Origin of the sequence: Eubacterium sp. MSJ-13, from assembly GCF_018918235.1 — a bacterium.
GTDB lineage: Bacteria > Bacillota > Clostridia > Lachnospirales > Lachnospiraceae > Butyribacter.
This window is the reverse complement of record NZ_JAHLQE010000014.1, coordinates 1-20,697: the sequence shown is the minus strand read 5'-3', so window position 1 is coordinate 20,697 and position 20,697 is coordinate 1. Positions and strand designations below refer to the sequence as shown.

Below are 20,697 nucleotides of genomic sequence, written 5' to 3'. Positions count from 1 at the left end.
TCAAAAATAGTTAAAATACAAGTTTTTATCAACAAAAGTGATGATATGTTAATAAAGTTTGTTGATATGTTGTTTATAATGTTAATAATGAATATAAAACTTAGTATAAGGAGTTATTAACAGTTATCCACACTAAATAAACAAAAAATGTGCATAACTTGTTATTTGTTAAAAAATACAATAAAGTAGCTGAAAATAAACAAAAAAGTGGATAGTGTTGATAACTTTGTTGATAACTGTTGAAATCATATAGTAAAAAACAAATGTTATCCACAATTTGTGCACAATTTGTTCATAACTTATGGCAAACATACATTTTGTTGACAATAAAACATGCAGTATTTATGGGACTTTGGGTTGTGTAGATTGTAATGTTGAATATGTTGATTTTTTATGTGGAAATTTTAATATAAAATAATGAAATAAAAAAGTTTCTTCCTATTATAATATGTGTTAATTTAAATGCACATATCTACAATTTTTGACATTAACAGTATTAACTTGTGCATAATAATGTTGAATATATGTTAAATTATGTTAATAATGAGGTTAAAAATTGACTTACATTAACAGTTTATAATATCTGATGGCAATATTATCTGGTGTATTGTATCACTGACTTCAGAAAATAAAACATTTATAAAAAACAACTAAAATCAAGAATTTTACTTGACGAAATTGACTTTTGCTAATATAATATGTGATATGCGTGATTATATGCGTAGAAGTAGAAATAAAGGAGGTGTTTTGTAATGAAGATGACATTTCAGCCAAAGAAAAGATCAAGATCAAAGGTTCATGGTTTTAGAAAAAGAATGCAGACAGCTAATGGAAGAAAAGTATTAGCAAGCAGAAGAGCAAAAGGAAGACATAAGTTATCCGCATAGGTCGCATTTATGTGACCTTTTCTTCTATTATAAAGATTTGCCTTTGTAGAGGGAAAAGTTGTGTTTATATCTATTTCAAAGAATTTTGAATTTTTAAATGTATATCATCATGGAAAATCCTATGCCAATAGATACCTGGTTATGTATTTATTAAAAAATGGCAGCAGTGAAAACAGATATGGAATAACAGTCAGTAAAAAAGTTGGAAATAGTGTTGTCAGGCATAGGGTTACCAGATTGATAAGAGAGAGTATCAGGTTAAATGAGGAAAAGTTTGCCAGGGGTTATGACATTGTTATAATTGCTAGAAATACAGCTAAGGGTAAAAAGTATAGTGATATTGCAAGTGCATTTTTACATTTGGGTAAGGTGCATGGGATTTTAAGAGATGATTAACTATGAAATCAATACTTATATTTGTTATAAAAATATATCGTAAATATATATCTCCCTTGAAAGGAAGACCGGCGTGTATATATACACCTACTTGTTCACAGTATGCGATAGAAGCACTTGAAAAGTATGGTTTTTTTAAAGGGAGTTTTTTGGCTGTAAAAAGAATTTTGAGGTGTCATCCTTTTGCGAAGGGTGGGTACGATCCGGTTCCTTGATCGCCCCTTTGATTTGGCACAGGAGGACTTATAGTTTATGAATGTAATTTTAACGACTTACCAGGGTGCTATTTTAGGACCTATAGCGAGAGTTTTGGGTTATATTTTACAGGCGTTATATGCTTTATTAGCAAATTTTGGTATTGAGAATACAGGAATCTGTATGATCTTATTTACTTTTTTAGTAAATGGTCTGATGATGCCTATGCAGATCAAACAGCAGAAATTCTCTAAAATGTCGATGATAATGAATCCTGAAATTCAGGCGATTCAGAAAAAATATAAAAATAAGAAAGATCAGGCATCACAGCAGAAGATGTCTTTAGAAACACAGGCGGTGTATCAGAAATATGGCGTAAGTCCGGCAAGCGGATGTCTGCCTATGCTGATTACATTTCCTATATTATTTGCGTTGTATCGTGTAATTTACAATATTCCGGCGTATGTACCTCAGGTTTATGATATTTACAGTGGAATTGCCGAGCAGGTTAAAAGTGCAGGAGTAAGTGTTGAGCAGCTTTCAAAGATGGTTTCATCAAGCACATATGTTATCACAAATGCCGTGACGGCTGCAAAGAAAAGTGACAATATAAGTTATTTTATTGATGTTTTAGGTCAGTTTAATACAAGTGCATGGACTCAGCTTGCTGCAAAATGCCCTGATTTAAAAACTGCAATTATGGAAGTAGCTGATAAATCAAAGCATATCAATACATTTTTAGGGTTGAATATCGCAGATACGCCAGCAATAAAAAGTGTAAGTGTTATCATTCCAATATTGTCTGTTATTACACAGATTGTCAGCATGAAGATAAGTATGGCAGGAACACAGCAGCCGGATGCAGCAGATAATCCGACAGCACAGTCTATGAAGACGATGAACAATGTTATGCCTTTTGTTACAGGTCTTATGTGTTTCATGTTCCCTATCGGTGTTGGTATATATTGGGTTGCAGGTAATGTTTTCCGTATATTCCAGGGAATCGGAATAAATATTTATTTTTCAAAGATGGACATGGATGCCGAGATGGCAAAGAATGTTGAGAAGAATAAGAAACGTATGGAAAAGATGGGACTTGATCCTAATACTACAATGCAGGATATAGCAAAACAGAGGACAAGTTCAATAAATAATACACAGGTTCAGAAAACAAATAAGAATAGCGGAATAAATAAGAATGCAAAGGTGGTCAGCACAAAAGAATCACCTAATAATGGCGGAAATAAAAATTATAAAAAAGGTAGTATAGCTGCATATGCAAATATGCTGGCTCGTGATGATAATAATACGGGTAAAAAATAATGAACAGTATTTGCATTTGCCGTTATGGAAACGGAGGAGAATATGTCAGAGTGGAGAGAATTTTCAGCAAAAACTGTCGATGATGCGATAACAAATGCGTTGGTAGAATTAAAGACAACAAGTGATAAGGTTGAATATGAAGTTGTTGAAGAGGGAAGTTCAGGTATACTTGGATTGTTTAGCAAGCAGGCAGTAGTTCGTGTCAGAAAAAAAGATGATATTCAGGAAACTGCAGTTGAATTTTTAAGTGATGTATTCAAGGCTATGGAGATGAATGTTGATATTGAGATTGAGTACAATGAAGTTGAAAATCAGATGAATATTGAACTTTCAGGTGATGAGATGGGGATGCTTATCGGTAAGAGAGGTGTGACACTTGATTCGCTTCAGTATCTTGTAAGTCTTGTTATCAATAAAAAGACTGATGATTATGTAAAGGTTAAGATAGATACAGAAAATTATCGTCAGAGAAGAAAATAGACTCTTGAAAATCTTGCAAGAAATCTTGCACACAAGGTTAAGAGAATTCATAAGAGTGTCGTATTAGAGCCGATGAATCCTTATGAAAGACGAGTTATTCATTCTACACTTCAAAATGACAAATTTGTTGAGACTCACAGTGAGGGTGAGGAGCCATACAGAAAGGTTGTTATTTCTTTAAAGCCGGGATTTGAGAAAGAATATGAAAAGAAGAAAAAATACGGTTACGGAAACAGACCAAAATACAGAAATAACGGTGGTTATAAAAAATACAATAATTCATATAGAAAAAATTACAACAGAGATGGTCAGGGAAGTGACACCGTTCCTGTTGATGAGAAAAAGGTAACAGATAGCGAATAAAGGAAAGGGGCTGGTTTAGATCAGTCCCTTTTTTGGGTTTATATCATATTTTGGAGGATTTAATGTATACAAAGACTATTGCTAGTATTGCAAGCGGAATGGGCGGCGGAATAGGAGTTATAAGAATAAGCGGAGATGAAGCTCTTCATGTTGCCGGAAAGATTTTTAGAAAGAGAAGTCAGATAGATCTGTCATCAGAGTGTGAAAAGGCTGGGATAGAAAGAGATGACAAATATTTTGAAAAAATAAACTCACATACGATACATTATGGATTTATAGTTGATGAGGGGAAAGTTATTGATGAAGTTATGGTTCTGGTTATGAAAAAGCCAAACAGTTATACCAGAGAGGATGTTATAGAAATTGATTCTCATGGTGGACCGTTCATTGTGAAAAAGATATTAGAAACAGTTTTGAAAAATGGTGCAGTTTTGGCAGAACCAGGAGAATTTACAAAGAGAGCCTTTTTAAATGGAAGGATAGACCTTGCACAGGCAGAGGCTGTTATGAAACTTATATCATCTGAAAACAATTACGCTTTGGACAGTGCATTAAGTCAGCTTGAGGGAAATCTGTCAAAATATATTGAAGATATAAGACAGAATATACTTCATGATATGGGGTATATAGAAGCGGCACTCGATGATCCGGAACATTATGACCTTGGGGAGTTCAGGTTTGAATTAAAAGATAAACTTAAAAGTGACAGGGAAAAATTAAGTGAACTTGTTGAGCATTTTGATGATGGGAGAATGAAGTCGGAGGGGATAAACACTGTTATCGTTGGAAAGCCCAATGCAGGAAAGTCATCGTTGATGAATCTTTTACTTGATGAGGAGAGAGCGATAGTTACTAATGTTGCCGGAACGACAAGAGATATTCTTGAGGAGAGAGTTAAACTTGGGGATGTGATATTAAATCTTGTGGACACAGCAGGAATACATGAGACAGATGATGTTGTCGAAAATATAGGTGTAAACAAAGCTATAGAGTATGCAGATAAGTGTGATTTTATAATTTATGTGGTGGATTCAAGTGAAAAACTTGATGATGCGGATTTTCAGATTATTGATATATTGCAGCAGAAAAAAGGTGTCATACTGATGAATAAGTCAGATTTAAGTCCTGTTACTACGGTCAGTGATATACAAAAGAAACTTGATTGGGAGTGTATAACATTTTCAAATGAGACAAAGCAGGGAATGAAGGAATTAGAAGAGTATGTAAATAATTCATTCCTAAATGGAAATATTTCATTTAATAATCAGGTTCATCTGACAGGTATCAGACATAAAGAGGCTGTAATGGCCGCCATAGAGAGCATAGATGCAGTATTGCAGGCGATAGATGATGAAATGCCGGAGGATTTCTTTACGATAGACATGATGGATGCCTATAAGGGACTTGGACTTATAAACGGTGAAACGGCATCGGAGGATCTGGTCAACAAGATATTTAAGGAATTTTGTATGGGAAAATAAGTATAGGCTGGGTTGAAGGCGATGGATGCTTCTTGAATGAAAGTCAAGAAGATGGATAGTTTAGAAAGAGTTGACAAGTAAAAAATTAGAAGAATATCAAATTAAGCTGCATAAGAGTAAGGCTTTAATAATGTAATAGATGAATTTTGTAAAAAACGGAGGTTGAGAAGATGTCATATACTTATGATAGTTATGATGCGGTTGTAATCGGTGCAGGTCATGCGGGATGTGAAGCAGCTTTGGCAACAGCAAGACTTGGTTTAAAGACACTTATATTTACTGTCAGTGTGGACAGTATCGCTATGATGCCGTGTAATCCTAATGTAGGAGGAAGTTCTAAGGGGCATCTGGTAAGAGAGATTGATGCTCTTGGCGGTGAGATGGGAAAAAATATTGATAGGACATTTATTCAGACAAAAATGCTTAATATGTCTAAAGGTCCGGCTGTTCATTCATTGAGGGCACAGGCTGATAAAAAAGATTACAGTAATTCTATGAGACAGGTTCTTGAGAATACTGACAATCTTACAATAAAACAGGGTGAAGTAGCACAGGTGCTTGTACAGGATGGAAAGGTTGCCGCCGTTAAGACAACTTCTGATGCAGTTTATCCTTGCAGCGTTGTTATAATGTGTACCGGAACATATTTAAAGGCGAGATGTATATACGGCGATGTGAGTCAGTATACAGGACCTAATGGACTTAGTGCTGCAAATAGTCTCAGCCAATCACTTTTAGACCTTGGAATAGAGCTTAGAAGGTTTAAAACAGGTACTCCGGCAAGAGTTGATAAAAGAACGATAGACTTTTCAAAGATGGAAGAGCAGAAGGGCGATAAAAAAATAGTTCCTTTTTCGTTTACAAATACACCGGAGGAATTAGAGAGGGAGCAGGTATCATGCTGGCTTACTTATACTAATGAAAAAACACACGAAATTATTAGAGAAAATATTGACAGGTCGCCAATATACTCTGGAAATATAAAAGGAACTGGTCCAAGATATTGTCCATCTATAGAGGATAAAGTTGTAAGATTCGCTGATAAAAAAAGACATCAGGTATTTTTAGAGCCGGAAGGACTGTATACAAATGAGATGTATATAGGTGGAATGTCAAGTTCACTTCCAGAGGATGTTCAGTATAAGATGTACCATACAGTTCCGGGACTTGAGCATGCAGCGATTGTGAGAAATGCTTATGCTATCGAATATGACTGTATAAATCCTCTACAGTTAAAAGCGTCACTTGAATTTAAAAATATATCGGGATTTTTCAGTGCAGGCCAGGCAAATGGAAGTTCAGGATATGAGGAGGCAGCAGCTCAGGGAATTATTGCGGGAATAAATGCTGCAATGAAGTTTTTAGGGAAAGAACCTGTTATTCTTGACAGGTCACAGGCATATATAGGTGTACTTATTGATGACCTTGTTACTAAAGGAACAAATGAACCTTATAGAATGATGACATCAAGAGCTGAATACAGGCTTTTGCTCAGACAGGATAACGCGGATATGCGTCTTACAGGAATAGGTCACGAGATTGGCCTTATAGATGATGAGCGTTACAACAGATTTCTTGAAAAGGAAAAAATGATAAGTGAAGAAGTTGAGCGTATGAAAAAAACGACTGTCGGCGCTAGAGCGGAAGTGCAGGAACTTTTGGCAAAATATGAAAGCACACCATTACAATCGGGAACTACTTTGGCGGAATTGTTAAAAAGACCTGAGCTGTCGTATGAGATAATCAAGGATATTGACAAGGACAGAAAAAATCTTCCGGATGATGTCAAAGAACAGGTAAATATTGAACTTAAATATGAGGGATATATAAAAAGACAGTTAAGACAGGTTGAGCAGTATAAAAAACTGGAAAACAAAAAAATACCTGATGATATTGATTATGATGATGTTTACAGTTTGAGAAAAGAAGCTGTTCAAAAGTTAAAAGAATTAAGACCGGCATCTGTAGGGCAGGCTTCAAGAATTTCAGGAGTTTCACCGGCGGATATTTCGGTATTGCTTATTTATCTTGGAAAATAATTTTATGTTAAATATATGAGAGGAAAAATATATGAGTGATATATTGAAGAATCTGCTAAAAGAGGGAACTTTGGCAGCAAATATTGAACTGACAGATTGCCAGCTTGATAAATTTGAAAAGTTTTATGAATATCTCATTGAAAAAAATAAGGTTATGAATCTTACAGCAATAACGGATGAGAGAGAAGTAGTATATAAACATTTTGTTGACAGTATTGCGTTGATACCTCAAATAGATCTGAAAGGCAAGAGGATAATTGATGTTGGTACTGGAGCTGGATTTCCTGGGATACCTCTTGCCATTGTTTTAGATGATGCTGAATTTTTATTGATGGATTCGTTAAATAAAAGAATAAATTTTCTTAATGAAGTAAAAGAAATATGTGATTTAAAAAATGTTTCCACGATTCATGCGAGGGCAGAGGAACTTGGACGGAATATGGAATATAGGGAAAAATTTGATGTTTGTGTTTCAAGGGCTGTCGCTAATATGTCAACATTGTTGGAATATTGTGTACCTTTTGTAAGTGTAGGTGGAGTGTTTGTATCGTATAAATCAGGTGATGTGACAGATGAGATTAAATTGTCGGAAAATGCACAGAGACAGCTTTTTTGTAAAATAAAGAATGTTATTAAGTTTGAAATTCCAAATACAGATATAAGCAGAAGCTTTGTGGTATTTGAAAAGAAAAAAGAATTAAATAAGAAATATCCAAGACAGGGTGGCAAACCTAAAAAAAATCCGTTATAGGAAATAAATAGTGATAAATAATATATTTATTATTGCAGGTTTTATGTGAGTGTAAAGTTAAAATTATGTATGCTAGTACAATGTATCAATTATTCGTTGTACTACATTTTACATGATTGCAATAAATGTGATAATTAAAATTATATGAATATTTTAGGGTGATGGTAGAAGAAGATGGCTAAAAATAGTATAATGTTTCACGTGAAACATTATACTATTTTTGTTTTACGGATAAATTTATTGTTTAAAAAATAGTTGTTTTATTGTAAAATAGAAAATGTAAAAAATTATCAAATATGACATATAGAATTTTAACACTATCAACGAAGTACCTCACTTCTATTGTGTATAGCAACAAGTGATGGGTGGGGAATTTCTGATATCAGAATGGGGACAATCCACTTCTGATATGCTGTGGTAGCAGCTAATAGTGTTATAAGCAAGTATCAGAGTGGATTGTCAATATCTGCTTGCCTAATATTAAGTGATATTAGTAGTATAAAAATATCGTGTTAATAAATGTTTCACGTGAAACATAACGCTTATTTATTGTTTTGTTTTCTGTTAATATATTGATAAGATATAAAAAGAAATGAGGTGGAAATATGGGGAGAATAATTGCGATATCTAATCAAAAAGGTGGTGTAGGTAAGACTACTACTGCAATCAATTTATCAGCTTGTCTGGCTGAAAAAGGGAAAAAAGTTTTAACAATTGATATGGATCCTCAGGGAAATACAACAAGTGGGTTAGGAATAGACAAAAGTAAAGTAGAGAGTACCAGTTACGAATTACTTTTAGGAAATGTTAAGATAGAAGATACAATAACATTGTCAATTGTTGAAAATTTATTTGTGGTTCCATCTGAGAGAGGATTGGCTGGGGCAGAGATTGAACTTATAGGTAAGGAAGACAGGGAATACATATTAAAGAAAGAAGTTGACAGAATAAGAGATGATTATGACTTTATTATAATTGACTGTCCGCCTTCATTAAATACTTTAACAGTAAATGCAATGACTACGGCTGATTCTATTATTGTACCTATTCAATGCGAGTATTATGCTTTGGAGGGATTGAGTGAACTTATGTATACTATTCAGTTGGTTAAGGAAAGATTAAATACTGAATTAGAGATAGAGGGCGTAGTATTTACAATGTATGATGCGAGAACCTGTTTATCGTTGCAGGTAGTCGAGAATGTAAAAGAAAATATAGATAAAAAAATATATAAATCTATAATTCCTAGAAATGTCAGATTGGCTGAAGCACCAAGTTATGGACAACCAATAAATCTTTATTCTCCAAGATCTGCTGGGGCTGAAGCATACAGAGCTTTAGCAGATGAGGTTATTGAAAACAATAAAAATCAGAAAGTATGAAATCATTAAGTGTAATGAAAGGAAAAAAATATCGTGAAAAAAGGACTGGGAAAGGGTATAGATGTTTTAATACCACAGGCAAAAGAAAAAACGAAGTCTGAAAAAGAGAATATAACAACTAAAGAGATTGTCAAAGAGGTAATCAAAGAAGTTGTTAAAGAAGTTGATACAATCGATATCAACAAAATTGAGCCAAATAAAAATCAGCCTAGAAAAAGTTTTGATGAAGATTCAATACATGAGTTGGCAGAGTCAATCAGACAGAGGGGAATAATACAGCCACTTGTAGTACAAAAGGCTGAAAAAGGACTTTATACTATAATTGCAGGTGAAAGAAGATGGAGAGCTGCTAAAATTGCAGGATTAAAGGATATACCTGTTGTTGTGAAAAATTATAGTAATCAGGATATAATGGAAATTGCTCTTATTGAAAATATCCAGAGAGAGGATTTGAATCCAATAGAAGAAGCTGAGGCATATGAGCAGCTTATAAAGGAATATAATTTGAAACAGGATGAAGTTGCTGATAAAGTGGCAAAGAGTAGAGTTGCAATTACAAATTCTTTAAGGCTTCTTAAACTTGATGAGAGAGTGAGGAGAATGGTAATTGAAGAAAAATTAAAAAGTGGACATGCAAGAACTCTTATTCCAATAGAAGATGGCAATTTACAGTATGAACTTGCACAAAAAATATTTGATGAAAAATTAAGTGTAAGGGAAACAGAGAAACTTGTAAAATCTATTTTAAATGGAAAGACAGCAAAAAAACAAAATAAGAAAGAAATAAATCCTCAGGAAGAAATAATATATAAAAAGTATGAGGAAAATTTGAAAATGACTTTTGGAACAAAGGTTAATATTAACAGAAAATCTAAAGATAAGGGAAGAATAGAAATAGAATACTATTCGCAGAGCGAGTTTGAAAGAATACTTGAATTGATAAATGGGATTAAAAATGAGAGCGAGGTTAATTAAAAATGGATTTATTTAATGAGTTTGGAATTGATATTGGATATGTTGTAATTGGCATGGCTGGAGTAATATTTATATTGTTTATTATGCTTATCATAAATATGGCAAAGAATGGAAGTATAAGAAAAAAGTATAAGAAGTTTATGGCTGGGGAAGATGGAAAAAATCTTGAAAAAGCAATTTTAGATAAATTTTCGTCTGTTGATATTCTTGAGGCAGAGGTGGAAGAGTTAAATAAAAAAGTTGATAATGTCTCTGCAAAACTCATTTCTTCTTATAGGAAAATAGGGTTAGTAAAATATGATGCATTCAAGGAAATTGGAGGAAAATTAAGCTTTGTTTTGGTTCTGCTTACAGATGAGGACAATGGATTTATAATAAATTCAATGCATAGTTCAAGAGAAGGATGTTTTACATATGCAAAAGAAGTGGTAAATGGCGAAGCATTTGTGATTTTATCAGAAGAAGAGCAGCAGGCACTTGATGAAGCAAAGTCTAATACAGGTCTAGACAAATTTGGAGATGTGGAATAATTGACATCAGGGGTCTGTGTAGTAGCTGAATTTAAATATAAAATAAAGAAATGGCTATCGCAAAAAAATTTTTATTAATGCGATAGCCTCTTTTATTTAAAATTTCTAATCTGAAACGACACTTCCATATAGTGATTTCAATTCTGGTGGAATAGTATCAGATTTTTCTTTAGTTATATGTGCTGGCAGGTCATTTGTGACAAACGAACCACCATTAAAGTCGTCATGATAGTGCTTAACATCCTCGTTAATAGAAAACATCTTCTGGTCAAGAAAAGAAATAATATTTGCACATTCTTTTAATTCTTCGCGTATTCCGTCAGGAGCTTTTCCATCAAATTTATAATAGATTTTATGTTCAAGGCTTGCCCAAAAATCCATTGCAATTGTGCGTATCTGAATTTCTACTTTTGTGTCTATTTTATCATTAGATAAAAAGATAGGAATGGACACTATCATATGATAACTTGTATATCCGTTTGGCTTTGGATTTGCGATATAGTCCTTGACACGAAGTACAGTGACATCGCTTTGCTTTGCTATAGCATCGGCAATGCGGTAAATATCAGATGTAAATGTACATATGATACGAACACCTGCAACATCATTTACATATCGTATTATATTTTCTACAGTAAGCTCTCTGTTGTTGATTCTCATCTTTCTGGCAATGCTGTCAGCTGATTTTATTCGTGAAGAGATGTGTTCTATAGGGTTGTATTGGTGAGCAAGCTTAAATTCGTTGTTTAAAATTTCTATTTTTGTACATATTTCTTTTAGAACAGCATCATAAAGGAGTAAGGCGCGCTGCCATTCTTCTTCTTCGTTATAATAAATTGGTACTTCCATAAAAACCCCCCTTTGATTTGGTTTTAGTTGTTAGTTAAAGCCATAAATTTTATTACAGAAACGATAACCAAGTATGATAACCTGCCTTCCAACCTTATTCTTTAATTGCAAAAGACGACCGAACTTTCTGTTTGAAATGACATAATATAATCTTTTGTTTTTGTTTTTTAGATATATCCAAAGTTCTTTTCGCTTTTCAAGGCTTTCTGGCGTTCCATCTTTGACAAGGAGAGCTGAACTTACAATCATCATCATAGCAAGATACTTTGTAAGATATGCCTGCAGTTTTTTGTTCTTAATAGAAGAAAGATCGTGTGCATCAATCATAAGTTTTGTAACTTTAAGCTGCTGGTCGATACGCTTAATCATAATTGATTCATTTACTGATTGATCCTCCCTGCCAATAAAATATCTGTACAGATCTACATCAAGGTAAAACATATTTTTTACATATGGTAAAGGAATATATGCATATAAATTATCTACATAAAAAGTGTGTTCAGGTAGTTGCAAATTACATTCTTTTAATAATTTTGTTTTGTAGATAATAGAATGCATAAGTAAATTCTGACTCATTTTAAAGTGCTTTACATCATTCCAAGTAATGAATTTGTTGCATGGAATAGCACTGTGATAGTTTATTGATTTGTGCTTGTGGGCACTTGGCTTTTCGTACACATAATTGCAAATTAACATATCAAGAGGCTTGGTATCTGTTACAACGCTGCGCAGAAAATCCATGACTTTTAATAAACTGGATTTATCAAACCAATCGTCACTGTCAAGCACTTTAAAGTAAAGCCCGGTGGCATTTGCAAGTCCTGTATTTACAGCAGAACCATGTCCCCCGTTTTCTTTGTGAATTGCACGTACGATACCTGGGTAAGCTTTTTCATATTTTTGAGCAATTTCCAATGTATTGTCTGATGAACCGTCATCAACAACTAATATTTCGATGTCATCCCCACCTACAAGGGCTGATGTTATTGCTTTTTCCATATATTCATGTGAATTGTAACTTGGAATTGTAACGCTTAATAGTTTCATAATATCTCCATTCATTTAATAATTTTATAGTTTACCATATACTTATTATATAATGAAATGGATGCATATTAAAGTAAATATTTCTTAATTATTTATAACATTATTTAAAATAAGCTGTAATTCTGCAAAATTTAGCAATTGATGCATAAACTGAGTGTAGTTGTCGGATGCAATAGTAAATATCAGCTTAAAATTAATCAGTATATGCTGCGGTAGATAATTCTGAATTATCAGTATAAATGATGTAACTGTTTCCAGAATTTAAAAGTTCATATTGCAGTAATTTTGATGACAGAGAAACGAAAGATGTCTTATGTATATTACCATAGCTGTTATAGGAACAAAGGATTGTATTTAGACAGGTTGTATCCTGTGGCAGGAGTGAAGTGTCAGTTATAGTATTTTGGTAGGAAGGTAAAAGTGGAAATTTATTATCAACAGTATAATTTGTGTTAAATTCAAGTTTTGGAACTTCAAAACATATCTTTGCGTTTTTGACTTCAAATCTGTAAAGGATAGGAGGGCATAATTCTTTATTATACTGCTCATATACTTGGAATACAGCATAATATAAATTACCATCATTTAGAAATAGGTTCAATTTGTCTATCTGATATTTGAAATCAGCAGGCGTGTTTTCACAGAAACTAAATGAGCATATAGGAGATTTTGTACCAATTCTGTAGAGATTTGCATAATAGTAATTTATTTTATCGTAACTAATATTACTGCCCACGGTGATGGGCAGTAATATTTCGGGATAATATGTTTTTTCTACATCTGGCAGTGATATATTAAATATAATATTATTTGATATAAAATCATTAAATGAAAAGGAAAATTCATTTTTTAGAATATATGCTCCGTTATGACTGGAGTATACTTTAATACAGTAATTTTCATCATATGAAAAACTGAAAGTATCTTTTGATGTAGTGGACAGGGCGGTTGCATTTATGTGAGAAATAGTTTTCATATTCTCAGAAATGTTTATTATATCGGCATCTGTTTGTAATATAGCTGTACTATTAGGATTGGCTGTCAGTAAAAGTTGTCCGTTGTTATTAGTAAAAAAAGTTTTTTTAACAATGTCCGACTTGTCAGATGCTATATGAGATATATCCGGTTCAAGTGTTGTAATTTCAATTTTTTGGGGCTGCTTGCTACTATCAGTAATTTTAAAAAATGCTGTAGGTTGTGAATCAGATAATTCTTTTGAGTTATTTGTATGTAATACAATATTTTTACATATTGATTTTGTTACTTTTAGAGATATGTTATCAATATATCTGGGAATATAGTTTTGACAAGAAACAGACATGGATATATTTTCTGCTTTTGGAAAACGGATAATATAATACCCGTTAATATCTGTTTTTGCAGTTATAGTTATATCGTTGTTAGTAATTGTAATTAAAGCATCTTCTAAGGCTTTTCCTGACTTATCTAAAACAAATCCGGTAATAGATTGGCCAAGCATATGTTCAGTATAATTGATAGGATATCTTTTTTTAGATAAGGTGCAGGCTAATTCGTATGTTCCGTTCATAGAACCGTCACCAGGTGAGAACAGTTTTATAGAAGAACTGTTTAATTCGTATGTTATATATCTGCCATCATCTGACAGTGATTTGAAATTACCTTTGGCAAGGTGTGTATCTTTTGATAATGAGATATAAGAATTTTCCACTTGTGCTTGTTGCAGTATTCTGGCACTTTTAAGTTTTATTGTAAAATTTATACTGTTTATATGTGCCGGAGGAGAGAAAAGTTCTTCATTATCGTTTAACGACGTTTTATTTTTTATTGTAATTTTTTTTATTAGTGTGATATTATTTCTGTTGTTTCTGCTTTTAAATGTAGCTTTTAGGGTAAGAATACCTATTTTTTTAGGAATTAAAAGGCCTGTTTTGGAATTGAGTTTTGCAAGTTTTTTATTATTTATTGTAAATTTAATAGTTGCATTTTTGGGTGAATTGACAATTGTGTATTTGTATGAATTGCCAATATATATAGTACCATATTTATTTTGAAATTTTGGGGCAGCAGTATTTTGAGATTTTGCATATGAAGTTTTAGGCAGATATAAAGTTAAAAGTATAAATAATATAAAAGAAATAAATGTATATAATGTGAATTTTACAACAGAAAAAAAATTATTGTTTTTAATTTGGCTTGTTATAATATTTTGCATAGTTGTCCTCTCTTTCTTTAATCTATAATTTTACAATATGGAAGTGATTTTTTTAATTTTGATATATCATTTTGTGATATATTTGTTTCGTTAAGGCATAATAATCTTAGTGATTTTAATTTTTTAAGTGATGTTATATTTTTTAACGTTTTATTACATGACAAATCAAGATTTTCGAGTGTTTTTATTTCTGATAACATGTAAATATCTTCTAATAAATTTGATGATATGACTAAAGTTTTTAAATGTTTTAATTTTGATAGTGCATTAATATTTTTTATTTTATTGCATGATATATAGAGTTCCTCAATATTTTGAAATGATACAATTCCGGTTATATCAACAATTGAATTATTATTTGCAGACAAAATTTTTAGTGCATTATTATCAAGAGGTTTGCCAGCAATATTTTTTAATGTATGAGTGGAAATTTCCCTGATAATATGTTCTTTGACATCAAACTCGTTTATGTGTAATATGTCCGGGGTTACTGTTGCTGTGGCATAAGTTGCAGGTGTTGGACTAGATGTGTTTTTATAAGCAGATGCTGTGTCTGTGAAGGTGATTGTTGTATTTGCTTCATTTGGCGATATAGTGGATATATGTGGCAAAAAAAATATATTATATAGTGTCATTATAGGTAGGAGTACAGCTAACAGGATTGCTATTGTCACAAAAAAAGGTGTGTTGACAAATGAAAGCAGTGGGGTATTGCAAATTTTATGGTATTCTTTCTTTACAGGCTGTGTTTTTAGGTTGTCAAACATGTTATCTGAAGCATTTATATAAAGTTTAATATTATTAAGAACTTTTTTGTTTTGTAACTTAAATTCAGATATGGCGTTCTTAAACTCGTATATAGATGAATATCTGAAATCCTGAATTTCGGAGCAAGCTTTTTGCAGTATCTGCCTAAACTCCTCAGTAATTTTATTTTCTTTTTTTAATTTAAAAGTCTCTTTTTGCTCGTTATTATTTTGTGTTTGAAAAAGTGAAAGGAGGCTTTTTCCAAGAGAGTATTCATCTGATAATTCATTTATAGATAGTTTGCTTTTTGGTGATGCAGTAAATTCTGGAGGTGAATAACCAGGGGTCAGATATAGATTGTGGTGTTTAATCTGTTTTTTTGAACTTCTCATGCAAGAGTAGTCACCAATACAAAATGAATTGTCATCGTTTAAGTAAATATTATCTGGGGAAATATCTAAATGAAGATATTTTTTTTCATGTAAAAAAATTAATCCGTTGCATAAATCGAGTGCTAAATTAAGTAAAGTATTAAAATTGAAATTATCTGATTGTATAACTTCAATAAGAGTTGTTTTGTATGGATAAACAGCATAAAGGAATCCGTTTTTTTTATAAATTATTTCAGGTTTAAGCAGATGTTTATTATCAGAGTGTCTCAAAATTGTTAGCATGTCGTATTCATCCTTGTTATAAATGGAAATTTTAAGGACTTTATTATTATTATTTTTATCTGAAAATTTAAGTATACAGCAGTTTTTTGTTGTATAAATATTTTCAGAATCAGAGATTAGTTTGTTTATTTTATTTGGAATAAAATTTTTAGTTGAAATAACATCTTTAATCATTTGAACCTTCTTTCTTTTTTATAAATTTATTATTTTATAATGCGTATGGTACATGTTGCTGTTTTGCGGATTTTTTTATGTATTATAGTTACTTTAATAATAGCCAGCCCCTGGTTTTTTCCTGTGACTTTTCCGCCTGAAACAGTTGCAATGTTTTTACTACTTGTTGTCCATATATGTCTGCATCCGCGTAGATTTGCTGGGTGAATAGTGGCATTAAGATATGTAAAGTCTCCTTGCTTTAAAGATATGTAATTGTTTGTGAGTGACACTGAGTATAGTTTATTTGTATGATTTGGTTGCTTTTTAGTTTGATTTACAGTTACATTTCTCTTAATTTTATTTATTTTTGGGGAAGTATTTGATGTGCTTTTAGTAGTGTGTTTAGTGTTTTTGCTTTTAGTACATCGTGGTGTTCTATTAGTATTATTGCTGTTAATACAAGTTGAAGTGTGCTTAGTATGTTTAGCCTTAGTGTGTTTTGATGTCTGACTAGTATTTGCAGAATTAGCAGGTTTTGAAGTGGTGGTCGTGCGCCTAGTGCCATGGAAACTAGAAGACTTAGGATTAGTAGGGTGCGAGGCCGAATTAGTAGTGTGCTTCTTAGTCGTGGCTGGCCTTTTAGTAGCATGACTAGTCCTACGTGTACTCGTGGAGACTTTGGTACTCTTGGTATTAGTACTAATCGAAGTGCTTTTATGGGTGCGTTTTTTAGTAGTATTTGTCGAATTACTATTCTTAGTAGTTCTTGAGTTTTTAGTCTGATTCTGTTGTACCCTTTTTTCCTCATAAAGAATATTTATAGATTTGTCATCGGAAGTGGAAGCGTTGCCAATAGTTATATAAATACACTTTTTTCCTGAGATGTCAGGTAATACTGAACTCATATCAATCGACAAATAGGAGGATTTTTGTTGTATGCAGCAGTCTAGTTCCTTATAGGCATTATCAAAAAACTGAATGTATTTTGGCGAAATGTTTTTGTCAATGCATTTAATGTATAGTGTGTAATCCGGTGATGGATTATTTATGTAATAAAAATTTATCGCGGCTTTATTTAAGGTATCATTGTAGATGATATCTTTTTTTAGTCTGATGGCCTGTGTAAGTTTATCATGTGTGCCATTTATACTATACAGTTTTTTAGCTGAATTAAAAATGGAATCACCTGCCAGAGTTATTTTAGCAGTGATAGTAACGCAGACAAATAATATTATAATAAAAATTAAACTAAATGCTGGTCGAATCAGAAATGATATAGTCTGGTATATCTTGGTCTGAAGTATGTCTGAACAATAATGGTTTGATTTATGTGAATGTGGGAAAAGTGTCATATGTATCCTTTCCGCACATCAAATAATAAAATTAAGATGGTTCACATTCTAATATGTTTTAAGGATATTTGCTAGTGTCAAAAACAACAAAAAATATATATTTTTTTGTGAAAAATTAACAATTAGATTAAAAGAGACAGTGGGAGCGATGTATAATAAAATAAATAAAGGATATAAAAAATGGGGCTGTCGTATTAAGCATAGCCTATACAATGTGCAAGTGTTGATAATACATTTTTGTCTGCATATTGTATGAATAATGCTTCATGCAACAGTCCCATTTTTATTGATTTTATATTTTAGTTTACATAACTTATAAAGATATATCCAGCACTTTTAAATGTGCTTTCAGCAGTGTTAAGTGATGTAGTTGTCTTTTTATGTGTTACAGGGTCAAGCCATGTCACAGTGCTTGTTGTGTAACCTGTAATAACAACCGCATGTGTTGCGCTTAACATACCGATTACAGGTTTGCCACTGCTTACGAAGTATAGGACTTCATCGAGTGTACATCCTGTGAGATCAACCGGCTGGTTGATATGTTTTTTCAATATAGACATTAATGAACTGCCCTTTAGCGATGCTTCATCAGTTTGTGCCTGTGCTGCCTGTAAAAGCATAAGTGCCGACGCTTTTATGCTGTCAGAAGTAGAAGGATAGGACATTCCGGATATTTCTTTTGATATGAATTTTCCACCACGCTCCCATATAAGATGCGTTTTGTTATCCATCACAACTCCCATTTGTTCATCTGCTTTTTTAATTGCTTTTGCAGGATCAGTAGAACTTGTTGTAATCTGGCCATATGCATAAACATAATATTTTGTGGCTGTATCACTTATATCAGAAAGATGTAGTGTGGTATTTTCGGTTACCATTACATGTTTTGATTTCTGTATTGCAGGCATTTTTTTCATAATATGTTCAGTTGGAAGACAAATATACTTTTCTGTCAGAGATTGTTTTGTAATTCTTTTTGTAACATGTATTGTTGTCTCTGTTTTCTTTTTTTGATTAAGTATACTATCTGAGTTTGTAGGTTTAAACTGATTTCCAGTTCTGCGCACTCGCTTGAGTCGTATGACATTGTCATCAACAGTTGCGGAGATAACATAAATACCTTTATTTTGATAGTCACGCAGTATATTACCATTGCAGTCCGAGATTACAAGTTTATAAGCGGGCTGAATGATTTCACCACTTTTATTTTCGTAAATATCTTTGTTTCTGACGAAACCGTAGACAACATTTGCATCAATTGTACCAAGAACTACTATACTTTGATTTGATTTTGCAGTTACTTCAAGTTTTTTTGCTGTATCAAGATTTAATATTGTAATTTTTTGTGCATAGTCTGAACTTGAAGCATTTGACCATACAAAGCATTTGGCATCCTGCATCATTGAAAAATTATCTTTTACAGCGTTTTTGGTTAATATCTCATATTTTCTTGATGAGATATTGTATGCATATACAACATTGTTTATTGAGAAATAAAAAATATTGTGTTTATTTACATAACAATACTTGCCAAAGTCTTCTTTTAACTGCTGATATGTTGTTTCAAGCGGTATATATACGCGTTCGGTAATCATATTTTTTGAAGGATTATAGTTATAAAGTATGATGCCAACGCGTCCTTCATAATCACCGCAGTTCATGTAACCGTATACTACAAAGTTTATGGTGTTTTTGTCATCAAAATTAAGTATTTTTATATTATGCTGGTCATAACAGTCTCTGAGGTAATCTGTTTTTTCCTGTGAAAAGCTAAAAGCTTCATGTAAAATATTTTTGTCTAAATTATAGTACCAGAGAGAACCATTTCGTACAAATGCAACTTCATTTGAATTTTTATTTGTTGTTATATCAAAATCCTGTTCGTTTGTTATTCCAATCTTAAACTGATTTTTTTTAGTTGAAATAAATTTTGGATTAAAATCTGCTTCCATAGTTCTTTTAAAATACAGCAGATAAATTCTGCCGCCTGAATAACGTACTCTGTAAAACTCTTTTACAAGAAATGTTTCGTTTCCTGATGATGTCTTTGCACGTACATAATATTGATACTGTATCGCAGCCGTTTCGACATTTATTTCCTTGATAGAAGGAACGGTTTCGGAAATGATTTTAGGATTTAATTTGCCCCATGTAATAAGTTCTGGGGAGGAATTTATATCTACATTTGCATATGATGAGTTGCTTGATGTATTGCTCTCAAGATAACTCATATATTTAAATTTTTTGCCGGATTTAAATGTAGCATTGTGAAAATTTGTTACAAACTCCATTTTTTGTTTTAAGAAGAAATCCGTATCATAATATTTTATGCGTGTGTAAAAATGTATTTTCTTACTCATGCTTGTGGTAAGTGTAAATTCCATGCCATATTCAGTACTGGTATCAATACTTTCAGATAATTTAATCTTAAGGGTTTTATATCCGTTTTTTATGTCAAATGCGGTGAGATTATTTGTTTCAATCACTTTATTATTTGCAATATCTTTTAAAGCGTATGTTAATTTTTTTATTTTTAATTTATTTTCTTTTATTTTTACATAAAAAGATTTGTCTGCTGAGAGAGGTGTGATTGATTCTCTAAATGATGAACTGTTTAATTCACTGCTGTAGCCATGAAGGGTATTTATGGTGTAATCATTTCCAAGTTGAAGATACATTATTGGAAATGTTGCTGTTTGAAGTTGTGTTGCGCTTGAGGTTCCGGCTGCTGCCTCCGGTATCATTTTCCTAAAAAGAAAAATTGACATTCCAAATAGTAATAATAGTGCCGCTGTTTTATATAAATGTTTCAAAATTATCCTCTCTATTCTTTTTAGTGCAAGTTTAACAAAAAGCCTTGATTTTACTGCATTTGC

General features: G+C 32.2%; 15 protein-coding genes and 1 pseudogene. 11 read left to right on the top strand and 5 right to left on the bottom strand.

Annotated elements, in window-relative coordinates; genetic code table 11:
* Positions 1 to 752: 752 nt before the first annotated feature.
* The 11 genes and pseudogenes from rpmH to KQI69_RS00645 all read left to right on the top strand — a co-directional run bounded on the left by rpmH (position 753) and on the right by KQI69_RS00645 (position 10,802).
* Positions 753 to 887 (top strand): 50S ribosomal protein L34, encoded by a 135-nt coding sequence (gene rpmH, locus KQI69_RS00695; RefSeq protein WP_022015501.1) that lies wholly within the window; start codon positions 753 to 755, stop codon positions 885 to 887.
* 60 nt (positions 888 to 947) lie between these two features.
* Positions 948 to 1,283, top strand: coding sequence for a ribonuclease P protein component (rnpA, locus tag KQI69_RS00690; protein WP_216563363.1), 336 nt, complete (start codon positions 948 to 950; stop codon positions 1,281 to 1,283).
* A gap of 2 nt (positions 1,284 to 1,285) precedes the next feature.
* Positions 1,286 to 1,498 (top strand): membrane protein insertion efficiency factor YidD, encoded by a 213-nt coding sequence (gene yidD, locus KQI69_RS00685; RefSeq protein WP_216563362.1) that lies wholly within the window; start codon positions 1,286 to 1,288, stop codon positions 1,496 to 1,498.
* A gap of 37 nt (positions 1,499 to 1,535) precedes the next feature.
* A complete protein-coding gene (locus KQI69_RS00680; protein WP_216563361.1) occupies positions 1,536 to 2,801 on the top strand; it encodes a YidC/Oxa1 family membrane protein insertase in 1,266 nt (421 codons plus the stop codon).
* A 42-nt stretch (positions 2,802 to 2,843) separates the two neighbouring features.
* Positions 2,844 to 3,464 (top strand): annotated as a pseudogene (jag, locus tag KQI69_RS00675) (RNA-binding cell elongation regulator Jag/EloR); the annotation flags it as partial.
* A 242-nt stretch (positions 3,465 to 3,706) separates the two neighbouring features.
* On the top strand, positions 3,707 to 5,125 hold the full coding sequence (mnmE, locus tag KQI69_RS00670) for a tRNA uridine-5-carboxymethylaminomethyl(34) synthesis GTPase MnmE (RefSeq protein WP_216563360.1): 1,419 nt from the start codon (positions 3,707 to 3,709) through the stop codon (positions 5,123 to 5,125).
* 170 nt (positions 5,126 to 5,295) lie between these two features.
* A complete protein-coding gene (gene mnmG / locus KQI69_RS00665; RefSeq protein ID WP_216563359.1) occupies positions 5,296 to 7,164 on the top strand; it encodes a tRNA uridine-5-carboxymethylaminomethyl(34) synthesis enzyme MnmG in 1,869 nt (622 codons plus the stop codon).
* 31 nt (positions 7,165 to 7,195) lie between these two features.
* Positions 7,196 to 7,915 carry a 16S rRNA (guanine(527)-N(7))-methyltransferase RsmG gene (rsmG, locus tag KQI69_RS00660; RefSeq protein ID WP_216563358.1) on the top strand — a complete coding sequence of 240 codons (720 nt, stop codon included), beginning with the start codon at positions 7,196 to 7,198 and terminating at the stop codon, positions 7,913 to 7,915.
* Between the two features lie 605 nt (positions 7,916 to 8,520).
* Positions 8,521 to 9,297, top strand: coding sequence for a ParA family protein (locus tag KQI69_RS00655; RefSeq protein WP_216563357.1), 777 nt, complete (start codon positions 8,521 to 8,523; stop codon positions 9,295 to 9,297).
* Between the two features lie 33 nt (positions 9,298 to 9,330).
* The gene (locus KQI69_RS00650) at positions 9,331 to 10,272 is read left to right on the top strand and encodes a ParB/RepB/Spo0J family partition protein (RefSeq protein WP_216563356.1); all 942 of its coding nucleotides are present in this window, start codon (positions 9,331 to 9,333) and stop codon (positions 10,270 to 10,272) included.
* Positions 10,273 to 10,274: 2 nt separating this feature from the next.
* Positions 10,275 to 10,802 (top strand): DUF4446 family protein, encoded by a 528-nt coding sequence (locus KQI69_RS00645; protein WP_216563355.1) that lies wholly within the window; start codon positions 10,275 to 10,277, stop codon positions 10,800 to 10,802.
* Between the two features lie 105 nt (positions 10,803 to 10,907).
* Here the strand turns inward: KQI69_RS00645 and KQI69_RS00640 are convergent, their stop codons facing one another.
* The 5 genes from KQI69_RS00640 to KQI69_RS00620 form a co-directional block, all read right to left on the bottom strand.
* Positions 10,908 to 11,651: a GTP pyrophosphokinase family protein gene (locus KQI69_RS00640; RefSeq protein ID WP_216563354.1), complete on the bottom strand. Its 744-nt coding sequence runs from the start codon at positions 11,649 to 11,651 to the stop codon at positions 10,908 to 10,910.
* Between the two features lie 30 nt (positions 11,652 to 11,681).
* A complete protein-coding gene (locus KQI69_RS00635; RefSeq protein ID WP_216563353.1) occupies positions 11,682 to 12,698 on the bottom strand; it encodes a glycosyltransferase family 2 protein in 1,017 nt (338 codons plus the stop codon).
* A gap of 193 nt (positions 12,699 to 12,891) precedes the next feature.
* Positions 12,892 to 14,892 (bottom strand): carboxypeptidase-like regulatory domain-containing protein, encoded by a 2,001-nt coding sequence (locus KQI69_RS00630; RefSeq protein WP_216563352.1) that lies wholly within the window; start codon positions 14,890 to 14,892, stop codon positions 12,892 to 12,894.
* A gap of 17 nt (positions 14,893 to 14,909) precedes the next feature.
* Positions 14,910 to 16,487, bottom strand: coding sequence for a protein kinase (locus tag KQI69_RS00625; RefSeq protein WP_216563351.1), 1,578 nt, complete (start codon positions 16,485 to 16,487; stop codon positions 14,910 to 14,912).
* A 1,633-nt stretch (positions 16,488 to 18,120) separates the two neighbouring features.
* On the bottom strand, positions 18,121 to 20,697 hold a 2,577-nt coding region (locus KQI69_RS00620), incomplete at its 5' end, for a hypothetical protein (RefSeq protein WP_216563350.1).